This is a genomic window from Aquimarina sp. EL_43, from assembly GCF_943422735.1.
Taxonomy (GTDB): Bacteria; Bacteroidota; Bacteroidia; order Flavobacteriales; family Flavobacteriaceae; genus Aquimarina; species Aquimarina megaterium.
This window is the reverse complement of record NZ_CALSBR010000001.1, coordinates 2,264,764-2,289,684: the sequence shown is the minus strand read 5'-3', so window position 1 is coordinate 2,289,684 and position 24,921 is coordinate 2,264,764. Positions and strand designations below refer to the sequence as shown.

2 protein-coding genes are annotated in these 24,921 nt (G+C 37.2%); both read right to left on the bottom strand.

Annotation, left to right across the window (positions count from 1 at the left end):
* Positions 1-17: 17 nt before the first annotated feature.
* Positions 18-14,210, bottom strand: a complete 14,193-nt coding sequence (locus NNL09_RS09965; protein ID WP_196911694.1) for an SDR family NAD(P)-dependent oxidoreductase — start codon at positions 14,208-14,210, stop codon at positions 18-20.
* A 33-nt stretch (positions 14,211-14,243) separates the two neighbouring features.
* A complete protein-coding gene (locus tag NNL09_RS09960) occupies positions 14,244-24,842 on the bottom strand; it encodes an SDR family NAD(P)-dependent oxidoreductase (RefSeq protein WP_254514231.1) in 10,599 nt (3,532 codons plus the stop codon).
* Positions 24,843-24,921 lie beyond the last annotated feature (79 nt).

Here is a 24,921-nt window from a genome sequence, read left to right as displayed (position 1 = left end):
TTTATCTTAAGTATTTATTAATATGTGCTATATTTCTTTAGTAAGCCAATAGCTTGATCTGTTGCAATGGATTCACTTTCAATCTGATCGACAAGATTTTCAATGATTTCATAATTCTTATTAATTGCTACAGGTGTATTTTCTATAATATGCTTTGATGTCGTTTCTTTGATCCAATATCGCTCTTTGGCAAATGGGTATTTGGGTAGGTTAATGCATTTAGGTTTAACTTCTCCATAGAGTTTGTTCCAATCCAACTCCAGACCTTTAACCCATAATTCGAGTACTTTCGAAAGTTTCTTATTCGCTATCCATTTGTTAATAGTTTCCTGTAAATCGGTATCTGAATTAAATATGGATATCGAGGTATCATAGTGTTTTGCTTCTCCTCTGTAAAAGCTTTCAATATTTTTTTCTGAATTAAGATATGCCTGTAGTTTATCTACTAACTCCTCAACAGAGTTTACAATACACCCTAAACGTATCTCCATAACTTCCCGGGTTACCTGTAAGGAATAAGCTATGGAAAGCAGATCAATAGTTTGATCCGGATTTTTTATTAAAGTTAACAGATCACTAACTTTTTGTAGTAGTTGTTCCTCTGTTTTAGCTGATAGAACAATCATAACTTGTGCATCTTCTCTGGGGTGTACAGCAGAAGAAAATTGAAGAGTCATTGGTGTTGTATATTCTTCAATGACTACATGAGCATTAGTACCACTACGTCCAAAGGAACTTATACCTCCCATACGAGGTTTATCTTCTTCTTTTTTCCATTCTCTGGTGATCTTATTAATATAAAACGGGCTGTTCTCCCAGCTTATATAATCATTTTCATCCTCACAGTTAATAGTAGCGGGTATTTTATTATGCTGTAGCCCTTTTAACAAACTAACCACACTTACCAATCCTGAGGCCGCCATTGTATGCCCCAGGTTACTTTTACAACTTGTTATGGCACAATTAGTCGTTTGTTTTGAATCTGGTCGCTCCTCAATGAGTTTTTTAAAGGCATCATTTAAGGCATTTAGTTCAATAGGGTCACCTAATTTTGTTCCGGTACCATGCGCAATAATATGCGAAATGTCTCGAGGGTTGATATCATAATTGGTATAAACATTTTTGATTAGTGCTTCTTGGCTTTTACCGCTAGGTGCAGTAACTCCATTAGTTTTCCCGTCAAAGTTGATACCACTGGCTTTAATGGTTCCGTAAATAGGGTTACCTGCTTCAATGGCTGCTGATAAGGGTTTTAGCATAAGCACTACAACTGCTTCACTAGCACCAATACCGTTAGCTTTTTTAGCAAAGCTATAGCATTGACCATCTTGTGAGAGCATTCCTGCCTGACTCATCTTAACATAGAATTCTGGCGATAAAATCAAAGAAGAGATACCAGCAACTAATGCTGATTCACATTCTCTGTTTCGTAAACTCATGATTGCCTGATGCATGGCTACTAATCCTGAAGAACAGGCTGTATTGGTCGCAATTGTAGGCCCTTGTAAATCGAGGTAGTATGACAACCTGGAAGATATCATGGCATTGCCACTATTACCAACTCCTTGTTCATCAGAAATAAGTGAACTATATTGACTTTCTTCCATTCCTGCAAAAACACCAACCGGGGTTCCTCGTAGTGATGAAGGATCAATTTGAGCATCTTCAATTGCTTTATACGCTTCAATTAAAAGCATCCTTTGACCGGGATCCATAGCTTCTGCTTCTCTAGGTGTAATTTCAAAAAACAAAGGGTCAAATTCATCCACATTGTTAATAAAACCTCCTTTATTAGTACTGATTTTATTATCTGAATCTCCGGATTTTGAGAAATAATCACGCCAATCCCAGCGGGATAAAGGAATCTCGCTAATACCACTCTCTCCTTTTTCTAGCATTTTCCATAATTGATCTGGTGTATCGGCTCCTGGAAAACGTCCCGACATCCCTATAATAGCAATAGGTTCCTGAGCTGAGCTCGAAAAGTATGACGTACCTTTGGACTTAGTTTGTAAGAAGCGTTTTGGGATTGCGGTTTTCTTTAATACTGGTTTTTTCGTATCTACCTGTTGTCTCTCAATTACTTTATTCTGTGGTTTGTTATAAAATTCTTCTAAGTGACTATGATAATCCTGAACGAAGTAATCACTTAACTTCTTAATAGTCGAATAATTATAGAATACAGCAGGAGTTATTGTAATAAAAAAATGTGTTCTTAGTTCTTTGGCAAATGTTGTTAAACTAATAGAATCAAAGCCATAATCTGCCAGATTAGTCACCCCGTCCAGTTTTTCTGAAGGTATTTTCAGGCTTGTAGATACAAGCTTGATAAGATCAGCATAAATACATTCTTGTAGTGAAAGGTCCTGATATTGCGCCTTCCACCCTTTACCCATGTGAGCATGTTGGTTTTGAATATTCGATGGTAATTGATCAAGTGGTTCTGCTGCGTAGGTACGATCTAAGAATTGTTCAACACGTTTAGGTTTACCTTTAAGTACCAGTGTTTGCGTTTGATTAGATTGGATAATGTCATTCCATATTGTTATTCCTTCTGATGTTTCGAGTACCTCCTGGCCACTGCTTTTAAGATAAAATGCAGCTTGCTCAAAATCGCCTTTACCCATGCCACCATCTTTCCAAAAAGGCCAGTTTATAACGACAGATTTTCCATTATTTTGGTTTTTCTGCTCACGATAATAAGCATAAGCCATTAGAAAACGATTTGCTATTGCATAATCACAAGATCCAAAATCACCTAACATAGCGGCTGATGATGAAAAATAACATACAAAATCCAGAGGTTGTTCATTTAGTATTTCATCTAATACGATTATTCCCTTAGATTTAGGTTGAAGTACCTCATTGATGCTTTTTGTTGTTTTTTCATAAAAAACTTCAGAACCTTCAACTCCCGCTGCATGAATAATACCTGATAAATTAAAAGGAAGATTTTTTGCCCAGGACGTTATTGCTTTTCTATTACTAATATCAACAGAATAATAGTAAACTTCTTTGGCTCCTTCTTGTTTTAATTGATCAATCTTTTCCTGAATTTCAGAGACTAATGGCCTTCTACCAAGTAGTAACAGTTTTGCCTGATACTCTTTAGCCAAATAACGCGCCAACTCAAACCCTAGTTTTCCAACACCTCCGGTAATTAAATAACTGCCATTTTTATGGAGTACTGGTGTTTTTGTAGTATTACTAAGATTAAATGGCCTATACGATAATTCAAACCTTTGCTGATCTTTATACCAAATTACTCTAGGATGTTGTATGGCATCTAATAATTGCAGAGGCGTACATCCGGATGAATCTGTATAAAGTAATGATATCTTTGAATTAGGCAATACCAATTTTAGGGAACGCTCAAAGCCTATCCAGGAATAATCCCAGCATGTTTCTACAGATAAAGGGGCATAGTTACCTACTAATGTAATATCAACGGGATTATCAAATCTTTTAATGGCTTTAAATACATTAAACAATGCATGAATCCCTTTTTCTTTATTATTTTTTGCCCAAGTATATATTAGTCCAATAGACTTATTGCTTTTATCGTTTACATCTTTAAGCACTTTTTGAATATCTGATACATTATTGAGGCGGCAGTGATAAAAGTTTTCAGAAATTTTTTCGTATTTCTGTTCTTGAAATACAAAAATTGCTTTTGCAAACTGACTAGTATTATCGGTATTTACAATACTCTCTTTAAACTCTTTATCTGCAAAAATGATAATCTGCTTGTTATTAGTTAATGAATTACCTAAAGTAAGAGGTTGCTCTTTCCAATATTCCTTAAAAAATAAACTTTGAGATACTTCTTCTGGTTGTAGAACAGCAGTATCATACTTGTCTTGGTATACTTCAATCGCTTTTTCTACATTTTCGGAAGTATTGTTTTTTTCGTCAAGACTCTGTAAGGATAGCCCTCTCATTTCTATACAAATATTCCCTTGCTGGTCGATAAAGTCAATATCTAGTACGTGATTAGTCGTCTTTATATCTTTAATGCGTACCCAGATATTCATTTCCTTCGTACAGGAAGATATTATACGTACAGCGTCTAACGAGGTCGGGAATAATGGTTGACTTAGAGATTCGATATCAGTAACTAAACCGATACATGCCTGCATCACTCCTTCTATGATCGAAGGATGGAGTACAAATCCTTTTTGATCATTTTCTTCTAGAAGTGGTATGCTTACTTCTGCTAATAATTGATTATCTCCTCGATAAATACTTGAGATTCCCTGAAGAGTAGAACCATACACATATCCTTTTTTTGATAGATCCGTGTATATGTCATTAGGTTTCAGAGCAATCTGTTTCATTTCATCTTTGAGTTGCAAAATATCAAGTGTAGCAGGTTCATTTAGATGACTATACGTAACTTGTCCCTGAAAATATATTTCTTGTTCTTCTTCAGTACTATAAATTTCAACACCTATTTGCTCACCTGCAAACAATGCTATTCTAACTTCCTTTGTTTCTTCAACCACAATTGGTTTTGTAAACAAAACATGATGTAATTCAATTACTGCAGATTCATCCTGGGGAGCATTTGCCAATATCATAGCTGCTCGAGCCATTTCTAAACAAGCTAATCCTGGTAAGACGTTATCGCCCTGAATCTTATTTTCTCTGATAAAAAATTCTTCACCATCAAATATGGTGTTATAGCTTTGCTGACGAAGGTCTGAAGTATTTTTATGTACTAATGGATGAAGTACTTCTAGAGCTTTTTTATAATTATCAACCGTTTTTTCAATCCAATAGCGCTCTCTTGCAAATGGATACAATGGCAAGTTGATACGCTTAGGTTTATGGTCTCCGTAGAGTTTGTTCCAATCTAACTCCAGACCTTTAACCCATAAATCCAGTAATTTCGATAGTTTCTTTTGACTTAAATAGTTATCTACAATGGTTTCTTTCATCTCATCATCATTACTAATGATTTGCAAACCTTCTTTATTGCGCTTCACCTGCCCCAAATAGACACCACGAATAGAATCCTCTCCTTCACTATAAGCTCGAAGTTTTTCTGCAAGTTGATCGATATCCTTCACCATAAAACCAAGGCGTTCTTCCATCGCTTCTCTACCTACCTGTAAAGTATATGCGATATTAACCAAATCTAACTCACCCTTCTCCTTTTTAATAAACTCCAATAAATCTGAAGCCTTTTGTTTTAACTGTTCTTCAGATTTGGCTGATAAAGGAACTATAAAATCCGAGTTTTGTGTAATGACCTGAACAGGTCGTTTAACCGCTTCCTGGTTCTGAGAAACGTACTCTCCCATTACCAAATGTGCATTGGTACCGCTAAATCCAAAAGAACTGATCGCGGCCTGACGTTGTTGTGATTCCCTAACCTCCCAATCTCTTAATTCTGTATTTACATAAAAAGGACTATCATCCAGATTAATATGTTCGTTTAGTTGTTCAAAATTTATAGTAGGTGGCAACTGTTTGTACTTCATAGCCTGTAGCACTTTAATAAAACCAGCCACTCCGGCTGCTGTTAAACAGTGACCAATATTGCTTTTTACTGATCCCAAGGCACAATATGCTGTTTCTTCGGTATATTTTTGAAAAGACCTACGTAACCCTTCTACCTCAATAGGGTCTCCCAGTTTGGTAGCTGTACCATGCGTCTCGATCAACTGAATATTATTCGGATCTACATCAAATTGATCATACACTTGTTGTTCTAATTGTATTTGGGATTCTGTATTAGGAGCCGTAATCCCATTAGTCTTTCCATCCTGGTTAATACCCCATCCTTGTACCACTCCCAAAATAGTGTCGTTGTCTTTTTCTGCATCTTCTAACCTTTTTAGCATCACCACTCCAACTCCTTCGCCTGGTACAAAACCATTGGCTCGCTGATCAAAAGTATGGCATCTACCATCTGGAGAAAGCATACCAGATTGTGAACTCATAATATGCATAGAAGGTGTCGCCATTATATAGACGCCTCCTGCAATAGCGGAATCAATACTACCCGATACCAAAGCATCACATGCATTAGCAATAGCTACTAATGAAGAGGAACAGGCAGTATCTATAGAGACACAAGGCCCTTGTAAATTTAAAAAGTAGGAAATTCGTGATGCCAAAATAGAACCGGCAGCACCAGTAAATCCCTGAGCACTCAATTGATGTTTTTTTGATTGCTGAAGATAATCTCCGGCTGCACATCCTACATATACCCCACATTTACTACCCGAAAATACATGCGGATTATATCCTGCATGTTCTATCGTATGCCAACAGGCCTCTAAAAATAATCGCTGTTGTGGATCCATACTTTCTGCCTCAATAGGAGATATATTAAAAAACATTGGATCAAAAAGGTCATAGCCTTCTAAAGCTCCCATCCACTTGCTATACGTCTTGCCTGCAACAGCCTCTCCTGCCTGATAATACTTTTCAATATCCCAACGCTTCTTAGGAATCTCACGAATACAATTTTTTCCCTGAGCAATATTCTGCCAAAATGATTCTACATCACCTGCGTTTGGAAACTGACCCGACATGCCTATAACTGCAATAGATTGTGATCGAGAGGATGATTTTGCGAATTGATTAGCATTTCCTTGTAAACTTTTACGTAAAGATGTAAGACGTCTACCTTTAACTGCTTTTGGAATATCACTTTGAAAAACCTTTTCTGGGATATCAGTAGAAACAGTAGAGTTTGTTATAAGTACTCCCTGTTGTTTTATTTCATCCTGAATATGAGCACTAAGAGCACTCAGAGTTGAATAACTATAGACAATGGTAGCTTGTAGTGAAAGCCCATATTTTTCGTTAATGGTACGTATAAAAGTTACTCCTACAATCGAATCTAATCCTAAGTCTACAAACTGACTGTTATCATCAATCTCATCTTCTGATAAATGTAGCTCTTTGGCCAGTAGTTTCTTTAAATCTAAAAGAATATTAGGAAATATACTTTGAGTATTTGCCTCTGGTTCTTTTTTGGGTATATCTGTGATTTTTGATGTCACTGATCTACTTACAGATATTCCCTGTTTTTCTGATACTTCCTTAATATGCCTCCCTAATGCTGCCAGTGTAGCATAACTATACACAATAGTAGCCTGTAAAGAAAGGGCATATTTTTCGTTAATGGTACGTATAAAGGTTACCCCTACAATAGAATCCAGCCCCAAATCTACAAACTGGCTATTCTCATCAATCTCATCCTCTGATAAATGTAACTCCTTGGCCAGTAGTTTTTTGAGATCTGAGATAATATCTGGTAATACATCTGTACGTGAAACGGTATCTTCAATATTTACAGCAGGTAATTTTTCTGGAGCATTAATAGCTTCTTTCGAAATTGTACGATCTTGATAGAAATGACTCTCAATCTGTTGTAAAGTATCCTGTCTTCCTACAAATGTTTTTTCATGCATCGCCAGTTCATGACTATACGTTGTTTCCAATCGTTTTTTAAGATGCACTGTCAATTGATCTTTGATCGCAACTAAGTTTTTGCGAGAATATCTTACTATTTGTCGAGCCAGTACAAGTGCTGCTGAATGAGTCTCTTTTCTAGGAAAAACGGGGAAAAACATTCCTTTATCTTGTAATGCTTTTCCGGAATATTCAACTCCTCTCAATAAGGTCTCCCGAGAAAGATCATATCCTATTTTATCTGGAAAGATCAAAGTAGCTCCTGCTCCAGGAGTAAATCCATATCTCATATATGGGCTTACATAACGACTCTCTTCACTAAACAAAACAAAATCTGAAAACATACCCATAGACCAACCTGCTCCAATGCCATGACCCTGCATCGCCGAGATCACCGGAATCTTACAGTCTAGAGCTAATTCAAAAATCTTGGTATCTGTAAATTTAGCTTTCCCTTCCTGGATCGCCAATAAACTATCCTTAGTACCTCCGGATGCAAAATAATTGTCATAACCTGTTAATACCACCACCTTATAAGAAGGGTGTTCTGCAATATGCATAAACACCTCTATCATTCCTGCTATAAAAGCATCTGAAAACATATTCTTTGCCTCCCGATCTTCCATCGTAACCTCAACAATACCTTCTGGATAACTCTTCGCTTTTATAACTTTTGTGCTAAGAGTAATGTCTGTTATAGTTTTCGGTAATAACTCTGAAGTTTTTGTTTGCTCCTCAAACCAAACCGGTAACTCTTCTATCGTTTTCTTCAGTATTGAAATTTGTGCATTTTTCCAATTCCGTATAGTTTCTAAAGGTAACTTCACCCACCTTGATACCTGATTTAATGCTTCTGAAAAAACATCATCTGTTACAATCAATGAACCAATCTGATCTTGTAATCCTGTACCGGTATAGGTTTTACCTGCCAGCAGTAATTCTTTACTCGTAGTACATCCTAATCGATGACTAAATAACATAGCTGATCGTATTGCCAGCTCAGGAACTTCTATAAGACCTGATACAGAATACTCGCCTTGTGCATGGTAAATACAAACATCACAAGATAAACTGATCAACCAGCCGATATCTTTAGCATTAGAATTTATTACAGCAACTATGGGAATCGGAGATTCTAGAATCAAGTCCTGAAATTCTAAAACGACTTCCTTCGAACCCTCCAAATCAGATACTGAAACAAAATCAGCAATATCACTACTTAGAACAATCACTTTATAATAATTGTCTTTATCTAGTTGAGTAAAAATAGTTTTTAACCCTGAAATAATATTTTCTAGCGAGTAGTTCTTCCCTCCGGTATGTAATGTAATTGTTAATACATGATCTGTATCTGTTTCTAACTTCAAATACTTTGAATCAAAAGTAAGTTGTGGTTTTGTAGTTACTGTACTTTCTACCTGTATTGTAGGTACTACAACCAGTTGTTCTGTCAATGTAAATAGCTTACGCCCCAAATGTTGCTTTAATAGCTGCAGAGCATCCTTTGATTTCTCACAAAGATCTAATGCAAAACTCTCTGTAAAAGAACTTACCTGATCCGATGCAAGAATGGGACAACTACATCCTTGTTTTTGTAAAGCCTTGCCTGTTAATCCTTCAGATTGATATAGAAAGCTATGAGCAAGAGCATTTCCAAACCGTTCTTTAAACCATAACTCTTCTTCTAAGCGAGGAAAAAATCCTTCCTTATAATTTGTATAAGAATATTTACTCTCTTCACTACACATCATAAAATCACACAACCCTCCTATCAGAAATCCAGTTCCAATAGCAGATCCTTTCATCTCGGCAATTATCGGAAAAGGAAAAGATGCTATAGCTTGATATAATCCTGATCTTACTGATTCATTATAAGATGTTCTGTCTCCTTGTAAGAACACATTACCTCCACGCAATAACAATACTTTTAATGAAGAAATCTCCTTTACATATGCTAATGCTTCTACCAATTCTGAAATCAAATCTGAAGAAAGCGTATTTTTATCAGGTGCAGATATAACTAGTGAATACAACCCTTTATCGTGATCAAATAACTTAATTAATGAAGCGTTGGAAAGTTCTCCTCTCTGATTATTATAAGGTATTATATCAGAAAGAGTGGTAGTTGTTTTATCCAACACAGAATCTTTCATTTCTTCTATACCAAAAGTATCTGGAGTAACTAATAAAATTTGAGTTGGTTTTTCTAATATACTATCTGTGAACTTTTCTACTTCTGAATTTTCTAATACTATCTTTGAAGGAATCGGTATAGATAGTTCTCGTGGCGATCGCTGAATTTCTTCTAAATCTAACGATGGTTTTATTACTTCTTCTTGACTAAAAGTTTCCTCTATAAAGTCGTGAATCACTTCCTGGTAACTAACCCCGTACATCTGTACACATACATTACCTTCTTGATCACATAAATCGATATCTAAAGCATCTGCTCTACCAGAACTATAACGAGCCCATACCCACATATTAGCGACACAACTACTCTTGATTTGTAAAGAATCTATACCAGTAGGTTCTAAAGCTGTACGAGAAAATAACAATAAGCCAGATTGTAATACTTCCTTAAGGATACCTGGGTGTAAAACATAAACTTCTTCTTCTGAAAGTAAATCTTCTGGTAAACTTAACTCTGCCAATAATTGCTTATCTCCCTGAAAAATGGAAGCTATGTTCTTGCGGGAAGAAGACAATACACTTCTTTTCATTTTAGCTCTAAGAGCCTTGATGTCTAATGTTTTTAAAGGAAGCTCATTATGTAATATAACCTCTCCCTGACAATAAATTACTTCTTTCCCTTCAATATCACTATACACCTCAAAACAAACACTTTCTTCTGTTTGCTCAAATAAGACGATATGCACTTCTATATCATCTCTAAAAATTAAAGGACCTGACCAAACTGTATTACTAAACTCCAAAAAATGTGGAGTCTTTTCTTTGGGTAATGCTTCTGCAATTGCTGCACGAGCCATTTCTAAATAAACAGCTGCCGAAATTTCCTTATGACCAGTAGATAAACTCGAGATAAAAAATGCATCACCTCTAAAAATCGAACTATATTTATGATTCTTAAGATCTGAAGTATTGCTATGCACTAAAGGATGCAATACCGAGATTGCTGTATTATTTTCTACCTGTGATGCGGTATCACTAACAGCTGTCCAATAACGTTCTCTGGCAAAAGGATATGTCGGAAGACTCATCAGTTCAGGAAGTACATCACCATACAATTGGCGCCAATCCATAACATAACCTTTTACCCAAACGTCTAATAGCTTAGCTATCTTTTTATCTGATATCCATTCTTGAATCACTGTATCAGTAGCTAACTTAGAAAAATCTTCATCTCGTTTGACCTCACCCTGATATATTCCTTCTACTTCTTTCGTATCATCAAGATAGGATTCTAGTTTTTCTTTCAACTCAACTATCGAACTCACCACAAGGCCAAAACGCTTATCCATTGCCTCCCGACCTACTTGTAAGGTATAAGACATCGAAGTCAAGTCAATATCAGTACTCTCCTGATCAGACACCTCAAGGTAACTCAACAGGTCAATTGCCTTTTGTTTCAATTGATCAGAGGTACGTGCCGATAAAACAATTCCTACATCAATAACTTGATCAGTATTTAGAACAGGACGATCTACATTAATGTATTCCTCTAGAATAATATGAGCATTAGAACCTCCTGCTCCAAATGAGGAAATACCTGCGATACGAGGATAAACCTTACCCGAAATCAATGGAGGATCCCAATCCCTTAACTCCTGATTTACAATAAAGGGAGTATTATCAAAATCAATATGAGGATTTAAACGCTTAGAATGTAACGATGGAACTATTTGACCATGTGCCATCTGTAATACTATTTTGGTCAAACCTGCAATACCTGCTGCTGATTCGCAATGCCCAATATTGGACTTGGCTGATCCTAGTAAACAATAACCCTTATCTTTTTCAGTTTGATCTCCTTCAAACGCCTTAGATAATGCGGCTATCTCAATAGGGTCCCCAAGCTTTGTACCTGTACCATGAGCTTCTATATAACTAATATGACGAGGATCAGTATCTGATATTTTAAGTGCCTCTGTAATAGCACTCGCCTGAGCCTTAGGATTAGGAACACTATAACCATTGGTCTTACCCCCATGATTAAGTGAACTTCCTTTGATCACTCCATAGATATGATTCCCATCCCGCTTAGCCTCTGATAATCTTTTTAAAACCACAACTCCGACTCCTTCGCCAGGAATATAACCATCCCCTCCTTCTCCAAAACTCTGGCAATGACCTGCACTCGAGATAAACTGACCAGAACTAAGCATCTGGTATTTATTTGGGTGAATGCTTACATTAACTCCACCTGCAATCCCTAAATCTGTACGGCCTTCCTTTAAATCCTGACACGCTAAATGAATTGAAGTTAGTGAAGAAGAACACATCGTATCCAACGTCATACTAGGACCATGAAGGTTTAAAAAATAAGAAACACGATTTGCAATACTAGCCAAGCTTCCGGATAGATTATATTCTCCGTACATCACACCTGCATAAACTCCTACCTGACCTGCCAGTCCTTCTTTACGAGGTATCTGTAGGCTAGAGCGAGTATATCCTGCATCCTCAATCGCCATCCAACTATGTTGTAAAAATAAACGCTCCTGGGGATCGATTGATGCAGCTTCTCTGGGAGAAATATTAAAAAATCTTGGATCGAATTCATCTACTCCTTCTATAAAACCACCCCATTTACTATAATGATAACCACTTTTACTACGGTCTTCGCTGTAATACGCTCGCCAGTCCCAACGATCTTTAGGAATCTCTGTAATACAATCCCTGCCCTCTTTAAGATTATCCCAATATGCAGCTATATCAACCGAGTTCGGGTAACGACCACTTAAACCTACTATAGCAATAGAATCTGCAGGAACTGAGTGTATAGAATTGGTTAAACGAGAACGACTAAAGCGTTTACCAGAAATCAGTTTATGCGCTATTCGTTCATCGGTTTCAGATTTAATATCGGCCAATTTTTCAATACTAATGCTATTACCTGGTGTTGAATCAAAAAGCGCGGTTAGTTGATGCTGATATGATTTCACAAAGTATTCTGTAAGCTCTCTAATAGTTTGGTATTCAAAAAATAGTGTTTTTGGCAAAGCACCAAAGGTTTCCTCTAACTGGCTTGTAAATTTCATTGCTAGTATGGAGTCGATACCATATTTTTCTAATGGTTCCTGAGGGTCAATCTTACGAGAAGTCAACTTTAATAGTAAAGAGAATTCTTTACACAAGTAATCTTCAGTTTTTTCAAAAAGATCACTATGACCGTTGTTGGTAATCATTGGAGAATTTATAATCTCTTGATCTATTTTTTTATGGTTATGTAATTGAGATAAATCACCCTTTATTACTAGGACCTGATCTTGGTTTAATTCCAGACTACAATAAAATGCATGCATTCCAACAATGGTTTCCATCGGTTGTATTTGCATAGTTTGTTTTAATACCTCCTGACTTGCCTGATCTATTTGCATACCACCGTCTTGCCATAGTGGCCAGTTGATAGATAAGGTGTGTCCCTGCCGTTGATCTCTTTGAACCAACTGATTTCGGTACACAGCAAATTGATCCATAAATCCATTAGCCGCTGCATAATCTGCCTGACCTACATTGCCTATTTGCGATGCCACAGAAGAAAACAACACCAAAAAGTCTAAGTCAATATCCTTACTAGCCTGATCCAGGTTGAAAGTACCTGTTACTTTTGGAATGAGTACACTACCAAATTCATCTCTTGTCTTTTTAACAATGAAATTATCAGAGGTCATACCAGCACAATGAAGAATACCATTTAATTGTTTATACTCTTTGGAGATAGTAATTATAAGTTGGTTTACCTGTTCTAAATTACTTAAGTCCAATTGTCGATATTCAACTGTATTGTTACGTATCGGCAATGCTTCAAGAATTGCTTTTCTCTCTGTAGTCAATGCAGAACGACCTGTTACAATAACTCTGGAATGAGTGGTTTGTTTTAGGATTTCTTTGATAAATAAAATACCTAAACCTCCCATACCTCCGGTAATAAGATATACGCCACGGTCTTTGAATGCTATTTTAGGACTTACATCACTCGCCTGTATTTCTTCCCTTTTCAAAACATAACGGATATTCTGATCATATTTAACCTGATGATCCTCAAAACTCGATACATTTTCTTGAAGCTGTAAAGAAAGTTCTTTTGCCTCTATATCAAGCTGAGTACGTATGATTTGCCCTTTCAGTACTGGATTCTCAAGAGTAGCCGTTTGTAACAAGCCCGAAAGCCCCATAAAAACAACCTGTTCTACGTCATTACCTATGACTATCTGAATCAATATGTTGCCCTGAGGTTTATTAGAAAGTATCTGTTGGAGGTAGTCAAAACACGACATAGCATGACGTTCATATCGGTCGGCAATACTTTGATCTTCTCCTGAGGATAAACGTACAAAATGACAATCTGGAAGTAGCTCTTTTATTTCATTTTCCTTTAACTGAGGTATTTCGCAAAAAATGATATGATGCTCAGTATATTTTATTTCGCCTTCAGATACTAACATATCTTTTCTCCAAACCGAAGTAGAGAGCATTGTTCCTATAACTTTACCTTGTTCTTGTAACTTTATAGTTTTAATTTTTTCTAATGCTTCAGTTTGCGTAAGTTTTCCTTTGGAAATATCTTGGAATATTTTTTTTAGGTTTTCCTTCATCTTTTCTTTCAAATTTTTCTCGAAAATTCAGTGTTAAACTAATTCCACAGCTTCTTCATCAGAAAGCTCTTTATTTAATACGCTTTGGATAAGGCTTTGATAATAGGCATCATTAAAAGTTGATGTCCCATTAATAGTTCTGCTCAATAAATCACCAGTTGTTGTATTCATTGGCTCTTTCTCGTTTTTCATAACACGAAAAGCCATTTCTCTAATTTGCACACCTATATTTCCTTCCTGATCGCATAGATCAAGGTCTACTTTAATAAGCTTATCTCCAGGTTTACTACCCTTAGCATACCGTGCCCAGACCACCATTTCTGGCACACAAGCAGAGATTATACGTAAAGACCCTAGTGCAAAAGGGAGTAATGGTTGCTCTGGAATTTGATCCAGATTCTGAAATAAGCCAATAGTGGCCTGCAGAGCACTATCCATTAAACTAGGATGTAACAGATAATTATTTTGTTCATTTTTAGCTGTTTCTGGCAAGGTTAAGTTGGCCAGTACTTGTCTTTCCCCTTGGTAGATTACTTGTATCCCCTGATGTGCGAGTCCGTATTGAAGTCCCATTTGGGCAAAAGCGTTATAAATATTGTTTTGTGCTAACTTTCCAACTGTCATTTGATCTCTAAGTTGATCAATATCTATTTTTTCTAGAATCGTTTGATTACTAAAAATCGCTTTCCCTTGAAAATGTATGATGTCTTCTTCTTTATTATGACTATAGATTTCGTAATCTATTTGCGGGTACTGTTCAGAATTCGAATCATCTAAAAACAGGATGATATTTATTTGTTTCTTCTCATCTATTATAGCAAAAGGTTGAATCCAAATGATGTTGTTCAACTCTAAAATGGCAGATTTTATAGGTGAAGGCATAGATTTTTCGATAGCAGTGCGGGCCATTTCGAGATATGCCACTCCTGGAAGGACTTTCTGGTTAAAAACCTGATGGTCTTTTAGAAAAAATTCTTTTCCGCTAAATGTTGCACTATAACTCTGCTTACTAAAGTCTGAAGTGTTTGCATGTAATAATGGATGTAAAATGGATGATGTTGTGATCCCATTTGCATAACTATTCTTTTCTTCAACACTATCAACCCAGTACCGTTCTCTGGCAAATGGATACAATGGTAAGTTGATACGATTAGGTTTATGGTCTCCGTAAAGTTTGTTCCAATCCAACTCCAGGCCTTTAACCCATAAATCCAGTAATTTCGATAATTTCCTTTGATTTATGTAGTTATCTATAATGGTTTCTTTCATATCATCATCATTGCTGATGATACGTAGACCTTCTTTATTTCGTTTTACCTGCCCTCGATATACACCATTGATATTCTCTTTACCCTGGATGTAATCCTGAAGTTTTTCTATCAGTTGATTTACCTCACTTATCATAAATCCAAGGCGCTCTTCCATAGCTTCCCTACCTACCTGAAGGGTATATGACATCTCTAACAAATTTAGAGACCCTTTCTTTTCTTTTACAAAACTTAACAGATCAGATGCCTTTTGTTGTAGCTGTTCTTCTGATCGGGCTGATAACGGGATCATAAGTGCTTCATCTTGTCTAACAACCTGAACCGATTTTTGATCTGCTATCCTAGGCTCAGGAACATATTCTTCTAATACCAAATGTGCATTAGTACCACTAAATCCAAAAGAACTGATCGCCGCTTGCCGTTGCTGACCTTCTTCAACCTTCCAGTCTCTGAGTTTAGTGTTTACATAAAACGGACTATCATCCAGATTGATATGTTCGTTTAGCTGTTCAAAATTTATAGTGGGTGGTAACTGCTGATGTTTTAAGGATTGTAGTACCTTAATAACCCCTGCTACTCCGGCTGCGGTTAAACAGTGTCCTATGTTACTCTTTATTGAACCCAAGGCACAATATTCTTTTTCCTGGGTATATTTTTTAAAGGTCTTACGTAATCCTTCTATTTCGATAGGGTCTCCCAACTTCGTACCAGTACCATGAGTCTCTATCAACTGGATATTATTTGGGTCTATTTGGAACTGATCATATACCTGTTGTTCTAACAAGGTTTGTGATTCTGTGTTAGGAGCTGTAATACCATTGGTCTTTCCATCCTGGTTAACGCCCCAACCTCTGATCACTCCGAGGATATTATCTCCATCTTTTTCGGCATCCTCTATTCTTTTGAGCATAACCGTTCCAACTCCTTCGCCAGGTACAAAACCATTGGCCTGCTGATCAAAAGTATGGCATTTACCATCTGGAGAAAGCATACCGGATTGCGCTGCTTTAATATGCATATCCGGGCCAGCCATTACGTAAACTCCCCCAGCCAAAGCAGCATCAATACTACCCGATACCAGGGCATCGCATGCATTGGCAATAGCTACTAATGAAGAAGAACAGGCTGTATCCATTGATATACAAGGACCTTGTAAATTTAAAAAGTAAGAAATACGAGCCGCCAGAATTGAAGTAGAACCTCCTGTAAAACCTTGAGCACTTAATTGATCTTCTCTTGATAACATTTGATAATCCCCATAAGCACATCCGACATATACCCCGCATTTACTACCTGAAAATGCATGTGGATTGTAACCTGAATACTCTATAGTATGCCAACAGGATTGTAAAAACAACCGCTGTTGCGGATCCATACTTTCGGCCTCTACTGGTGAGATATTAAAAAACATAGGATCAAATAAGTCATACCCCTCCAGTGCTCCCATCCATTTGCTATAGGTCTTTCCCGGGACAGCGTCTCCATCTTCATAGTATTTATCAATATCCCAACGTCCCTCAGGTATCTCACTGATGCAATCCTTACCTCCAGCTATATTCTGCCAGAATACATCAACATTTTCTGCTTTGGGAAACTGACCAGACATACCAATAATAGCTATGCCTCCTGAAATACCTTTATCTGTTCTTAATGAAGTATTCCGCAATGAAGTATCTTTTCGCCACGAGCTAAGTTCTTTTCTTACGATCTGTTTTAGCTGTCTTCTTTTTTCTTTCTGTAGAAAATCAACAGTCGGACTGCTCACTTCCTCTACTTGAACTCCTAATTCTTGTTGTATATGCCCACTTAATGCAGATAATGTAGCATAGCTATATACAATAGTTGCCTGTAATGAAACACCAAACATTTCATTAATCTTACGGATAAAAGTAACTCCTACAATAGAGTCCAGTCCCAGGTCTACAAACTGGCTGCCCTCATCAATCTCTTCTTCTTCCAGGTGTAACTCCCTGGCTAATAATTGTCTTAAATCCGATAGTATATTTGATCGCCTTTCATTGCTAAGTACCGTGTTAGTTGAAGTAATAGTAGAAACTGATGACTCAATTGATACAACAACTTCTTTTTCTTGTTCCCTAGTTTCTTTCAACACATAAGCACTCAAAGCTGAAAGTGTAGAATAACTATAAACGATAGTAGCTTGTAATGAAATATGATATAGTTCATTGATCTTACGGATAAAGGTAACCCCAACAATAGAATCTAACCCCAGATCTACAAACTGACTATCCTCATCAATTTCTTCTTCTTCCAGGTGTAGCTCTCCAACCAATAATAATTTGAGCTTATTAATAACCATAGGTAGTGTGAACTTACCTTGCGGTGTATTTTTAGCTGAAGATAAAACTGGTTTCTCTTTAATGAATTGTTGATTTTTTGTACTTGATGTCGTTTTAAAGTTATCTTCTATTAGAGCTAGAGTATCTAAACGGCCTACAAAAGTCTCATCATGCATTGTCAGTTCTCGTGCGCATATATCCTCTATATGCCCCTTGACATCATGAGTCATCTGATGCTTAAAGGCAATTAAATTATCACGGGTATTACGCGTTAATTCTCTGGCCAATGCAAATGCAAACTCTCCAATCTCCTTACGGGAAACAACCGGTAAGGATACTCCTTTTTTATTTAATTCCGCTCCAGAATATTCTATTCCCGTTAGCAACGTACCACGAGCAAGATCATAACCTATACGCTCAAGAAAAATCAACGTCGAGCCTGCCCCGGGAGTAAATCCGTAATTCATATAAGGACTCACATAATGACTCTCTGTACTCAATATTGGGAAATCACTAAACATACCCATAGACCATCCTGCTCCAATACCATGTCCTTGCATGGATGCAATCACAGGAATATTACAATCCAGAGCTAGTTGAAAGATCTTCGTATCTGTAAATTTAGCCTTACCTTCCTGGATTGCCAATAGACTCTCTTTGGTACCACCAGATGCAAAGTAACTATCATATCCCGTTAAGATCACCACCTTGTATATGGAAGATGCGGCTATATGATCGAAGATCTCTATCATTCCTTCCATAAAGGCATCTGAAAACATATTCTTGGCCTCTCGGTCTTCCATCTTTATCTCCACTATTCCTTCTGGATGTAAAGTAGCCTTTATAACTTCTGATCTTAATTCTATTTCTGTTGCTACCTCTGGTAATGAGGTTGAACCTACTTCTTCGCTTTCTATCCAGATTGGTAACTTATCTAATTTCGATCTTAATATCGTCTGCTGAGCCTTTTTCCAATCTCGTATAACTGCAATAGGTAGCGATGACCAATATCCAGCCTGATCTAAGGCCTCTGTAATCGGATCTGCTGAAAGCACTACAGAACCTGTATGCTGCTGTAAATCCAAACCACTATACTCCCTACCGGTAAGCAATACCTCCTGAGCCAGGTAATCTCCTAACCCACGAACAAAAAACGGAAGCGATAAACTACCTAATTCTGCTACTCCAACTAGCCCCGAAGCCGAATATATACCTTCGGTATGATAGATACACACATCACAACACTGACCTAGTAACCAACCTATATCTGTAGCATTTCCTTCAAAAGCTGCAATCACTGGAACAGGAGCATTAATCAGTAGATTTTGAAGTTGTTTGATCTCCTCTACTGAGCTTGATAATTTAGATACCCTTAAAAAGTCTTTGGCTGTGCTGCTAAGTACAAGAACCTTATAAGCCGATGTATTTTCTAACTGATTTAAAATATCTTCTAAACCGGAAATAAGAGTTTTTAGTTTATAGTTTTTATCTCCTGTAGCTATCCTGATTGTGAGCACTCCCTCTATAGGGGACTCCAGTTCTATGTATTTGGATCGGGTGGTTACCACATTATCAGATCCTGTGAATTCATCTTCTGCCTTAAAAGTATTTACCTGCTTTAATCCTGCTACTTGCTTCTCTAGATCACGACCAAGATGTCGCTTTAATAAGCCAAGAGAAGTTACAGGCTTTTCACTCAATGATAAGGCTAGATCTTCTACATATTGGTGCACTTCATTAGAAGCTACAATCGGAACACTCCAACCTCTTTTCTTTAAAGAAGTACCTGTACATAATCCAAAACGATATAAAAAATCCCTGGAAAACACATCTCCAAAACGCTCACCAAACAAAGATTCCTCTTCCCTAAAAGGAAACAATCCAACTGTTATATCTGTATAACCATATCGCGAGTCCTCACTACAAACCATAAAATCACATAAAGCTCCCAGTAAGAAACCTGATCCCATAGCATCTCCCTGCATCTCTGCTATTATTGGATAAGGAAAAGACACTATAGATTGGTAAAGCCCTTGAGTTATAGATTCATTATAAGCCTCCCGATCACCTTGAAGGAACGTTTCACCCGTGCCTGTTAATATCAATACTTTTAACAACGGAAGGGTTTTTACATAGTTTAGACTATGCATCAATTCTTCTATTAATTCTTTAGAAAGTGTATTGCCTGTTTTTGTATCAATATCAAGACTGTAAACTCCCTGACTCCTATCATATAATTTTATAGAAGAGATCACCTTTGAAGCATTAGATGCTTCTAATGCATGTCCAGCAGTATGGTCAAGGGTAAACTTTGCTTTGGGTGTTACTCTCGGGTGTATATTTTCAGAATCTATATCATTAAGTGACTTGAGTAAAATATTAGCAGGTTTAGAAACTGATACTTTATCAAAACCTTCACCCGAAGAAATAATAGTATCATCTGTAGTATGCAAAACTCGTGTGGGAATCGGAAGTTCTTTTGGTAGCATATCTACTTCTTTAGGAGGTAATGATACCCCGGATACTTCGTACTCCCTAACAGGTGTTTCCTCCAGGATTTCAACTTCTCCCTCATAGCCCACTCCACGAACTTGAACACATACTTCGCCTTGTTTGTTATACAAGTCGATATCTAAGGTACCTGCTTGATTTGAAGGACGAAGCCAAACAAACATCTCACGGGTACAACTATCAATTACCTCTAAGGAAGCTATTCCCATAGGTAATACCTTCTGGTGATCTCCAGCAAATAATTGACTTCCCAACTGAAGTGCATTCTCTAGCATCGTTGGGTGTAATCTATATGCCTCTTCACTTGATGACAATGATTCTGGAAGAGTTAACTGTATCAATAATTGTGTACTATTGTGATATACACTCACAACCTCTGATAAAGGAAGATCATAAGCACTTCTTATTCCTTCATTACCTATTTGCTTCTTAAGCATAGCTATATCCAAAATAGCCTTAGATGACTCAGTAGATACAATACTACTTCCCTGGCAATAGATCAATTCTTCTTCTCCTTCCTGGCCATAGATCTCAAAATCTATAATATCTTTGGTTTGAGGTAACAAAGCGATATCTACTCGTAAATCCTTTTGGATAGATAACGGGCCTGTCCAAACAATATCTTTAAACTCAATGGTAATAGATTTTTCCTTATTCGGTAAGGAATCCGCTATCGCAGCCCGAGCCATTTCTAAATACACCGATACTGGAAGTTCCCGGTCCTGAGAACCAGAGATATAAAACTCGTCCCCTCTAAAGGTTGAACTATAAACCTGATATGATAGATCAGAAATATTACGATGCAGCAATGGGTGAAGCACTGAGGTAACCTTGCCCTTTACAGATGCTTTTGTATCCACTATATCTATCCAGTATCGCTCCCTGGCAAAAGGATAGGTAGGAAGGCTGATCAGTTTGGGATGGGTATTTACATACAACTCTTGCCAGTCAATATCCTGACCTTTGCTCCATACCTCTATCAAAGATGAATAATTTCTATCTTTTATCCATTGTTGAACCATTTGGTCTATGTCCAAACCTCCTGTCGCATAACTCGTAAGTGAGTCCTGGTCACGTTTTACCTGACCGCGATAAATACCTGTTATATTATCTGTACTTTTCAGGTAAGATTCTAGTTTTTGAGTCAACTCATCGATAGAACTAGCTACAAAACCAACACGTTCATCCATCGATTCCCGACCTACTTGAAAGGTATACGCCATAGCTCCCAGATCAAGAAAATCTCCTGATGCAATCGAAAAACGGATAAAATCCAGCAGATCTCTTACCTTCTGTTCTAATTGCAATGGCTTTTTGGCCGATAAAGGGATCATAAAATCTGATCCTGATCCATTGAAAGAAAGTATATCTGAATCTATATATTCTTCTATAATCAAATGAGCATTTGATCCTCCTGCTCCAAAGGACGAAATACCTGCTATTCGAGGTAATTCCTTACCATCTAGTATAGGAGCATCCCAGTCGCGGAGTTCTTGGTTTACTATAAATGGAGTTTTATCAAAATCTATATGAGGGTTTAAACGATTTGAATGTAACGACGGAACAATCTGGCGGTAACGCATCTGTAGCAATACCTTGGTTAGACCGGCAATACCTGCGGCAGATTCGCAGTGTCCTATATTGGACTTGGCAGAACCAATCTGGCAATATCCCGTCTTAATAACATCATTACCTTCCTCAAATGCTTTGGTAAGGGCAGATATCTCAATAGGATCCCCTAGTTTAGTACCCGTACCATGAGCCTCGATATAACTGATATGTCGAGGGTCTGTACCCGATGCTGCCAATGCCTGACGAATAGCACTTGCCTGGGCCTTAGGGTTGGGAACACTATAACCATTGGTCTTCCCTCCGTGGTTAAGGGAACTACCTTTTATTACTCCATAAATATGGTTGCCATCTCTTTTGGCTTCCGAAAGTCGCTTTAAGATAACAGTACCTACTCCTTCTCCGGGAATATAGCCATCTCCACCTTCTCCAAAACTCTGGCAATGACCATCACTGGAAATAAACTGACCTGTACTTAACATCAGGTATTTATTAGGATGAACGCTAACATTAACCCCTCCTGCAATACCCAAGTCTGTACGTCCTTCCTTTAGATCCTGACAAGCCAAATGGATCGCTGTCAATGAGGAAGAACACATCGTGTCCAAGGTCATACTGGGACCATGCAAGTTTAGAAAATACGATACTCGATTGGCAATACTGGCATAACTACCCGATAAGGACATCGGATTACCTTGCATACTTGCTTCAGCTCCAAACAACTGATACTCACTATACATCATCCCAACATATACCCCAACCTGACCAGGCAATCCATCTTTATGCGGAATCTGTAAACTCGACCGAGTATATCCAGCATCCTCTATTGCCATCCAAACATGTTCTAAAAACAAACGCTCCTGGGGATCTATCGAAGTTGCTTCACGTGGTGATATATTAAAAAACCTTGGATCAAATTCATCTACTCCTGCTATAAAACCACCCCATTTACTATAATGACGGCCTGCTTCTGTACGATCATCACTATAATAATCACTCCAGTCCCATCGATCTTTCGGAACTTCTGTAATACAATCCTTACCTTCCCGAAGATTCTTCCAGTAGGCATCTATATTTTCTGACTCGGGATAACGGCCACTTAAACCTACAATCGCTATAGGGTCAGATTCAATCAATTTATCTGTTCCCTTTGGAGTTACGATTCTACGTCTACGGTTTAATCGTATTTTACTACTACTTCCTGTCTCTTTCTCAGGAGCTTCTTCTATTTCTTTTTCCTGAAATTTCTTTCCAAGCATAAAAAGCTTAGATAACTGTGAAGCATGTGATTTACTAAAATATTCTGCTAACTCATGAATGGTTTGATATTCAAAAAATAGCGTCTTAGGTAAAGAGCCAAAAGTCTTTTCCAGTTGATCTGTCAAACTCATTGCCAATATAGAGTCAATACCATACTTTTCAAGAGGTGCGTTAGGATCTATTTTATGGGAGACTAGTTTTAATGAAATAGCAAATTGATCACATAAGTATTTTTCAGTTTTTCCTTGAAGATTTTCAGTATTTATTGTAGAAACTACTTGTTGTCCATTATGTGATGATGCTAACACAGGTTTTGCTTTCTCTTCTCGATTTTCAAGAAATGTTCTTCGTATTTGGGTTGAGTTACCTTCTACTACCAAAGCCTGCCCATAACCTAACTCTAAGGTTTTATAAAATGCATCTATTCCTGTAGTTGCAGGCATGGGATACATTCCAAATTTTTTACGTAATGCTTCTTGATTCTCTCTATTTATTTGCATTCCTCCTTCTTTCCACAATGGCCAATTGACAGATAGGGTATGCCCTATACGATGTCCCCTTGCAACTTCTTGATTACGATATATCGCAAACTCATCCATAAAACCATTCGCAGCTGCATAGTCAGACTGGCCAACATTTCCCAATTGAGAAGCTACCGAAGAAAACAATACCATGAAATCCAGATCTATATCCTTGCTGGACTGATCCAAATTGTACGTCCCCCTTACTTTGGGAGATAATACTCTGATAAATTCTTCACTAGTCTTTTTTATTATAAAATTGTCAGAAGTCATCCCTGCACAATGCAGAATACCATTTAATATTCCTTTTTCTTTAACAATATCGGAGATAAGTTTATTAACTTCTTTTGCATTATCTAGTTCTAGTTGATAGTATTCTACTTCATTGTTGCGAGAAGGAAGTTCTTCTAAAAGTATTTTCTTTTCGGGAGTCAATACAGAACGCCCTGTTAGTATAATCCTGGATCGTGTGGTTTGTTTAAGAATCTCTTTGGTAAATAAAAGACCTAGACCTCCCATACCGCCAGTGATTAGATAAACTCCCTGATCTTTAAAGGCTATTTTGGGGTGTACTTCTATAGCATGTATTTCTTCTCTCTTTAAAACATATCGGATACCTTGTTTATATTTTATCAATTGATCATCTGGATTGGATTGGTTATCCTTCAGTTGTAATACAAGATCATTCGCTTGAACTTTCGGATCAATAAGAAGAAGTTGAGGAACTATTAATGGATTTTCCAAAGCAGCAGTTTTCAACAATCCGGAAAGCCCTGCTAAAATTATTTTCTCTCCTTCACTAGGTACAACCAACTGAATCAGTACTTTTCCTTCTGGTTTGTTGATTAGTATATTTTGAATCAATTCAAAACAGGAAAGAGCATACTCACTATACCTCTCGGAAATGTGTTGTTTTTGGTCTACCTGGAAACTCCAAATCTTACTTGGCGAAAGTGAACTACTAATATGCTTCTCTTTTAAATGTGATATTTCACATAAAATCAAATGATATTGTTCATATTCTATTTCATCGTTAGAAGAGACATCCAATACAACTGGTGTCCAATCAGATTTTGCCAACAGCACACTTCTGGTTTCTTCTGCATTTTGCTGTTTTACAACTTTGATTTTTTCTAACGCTTCTTTTTGTGTAAGCTTCCCACTGGAAACATCCTGATATATTTTTAATAATTCAAATTTCACTCGTTTAAATTTTATTAATTAATTAGAAATAAGAACATTACAAAACAGAAACCATTACTACCGCTTCGTTCTCGCAATA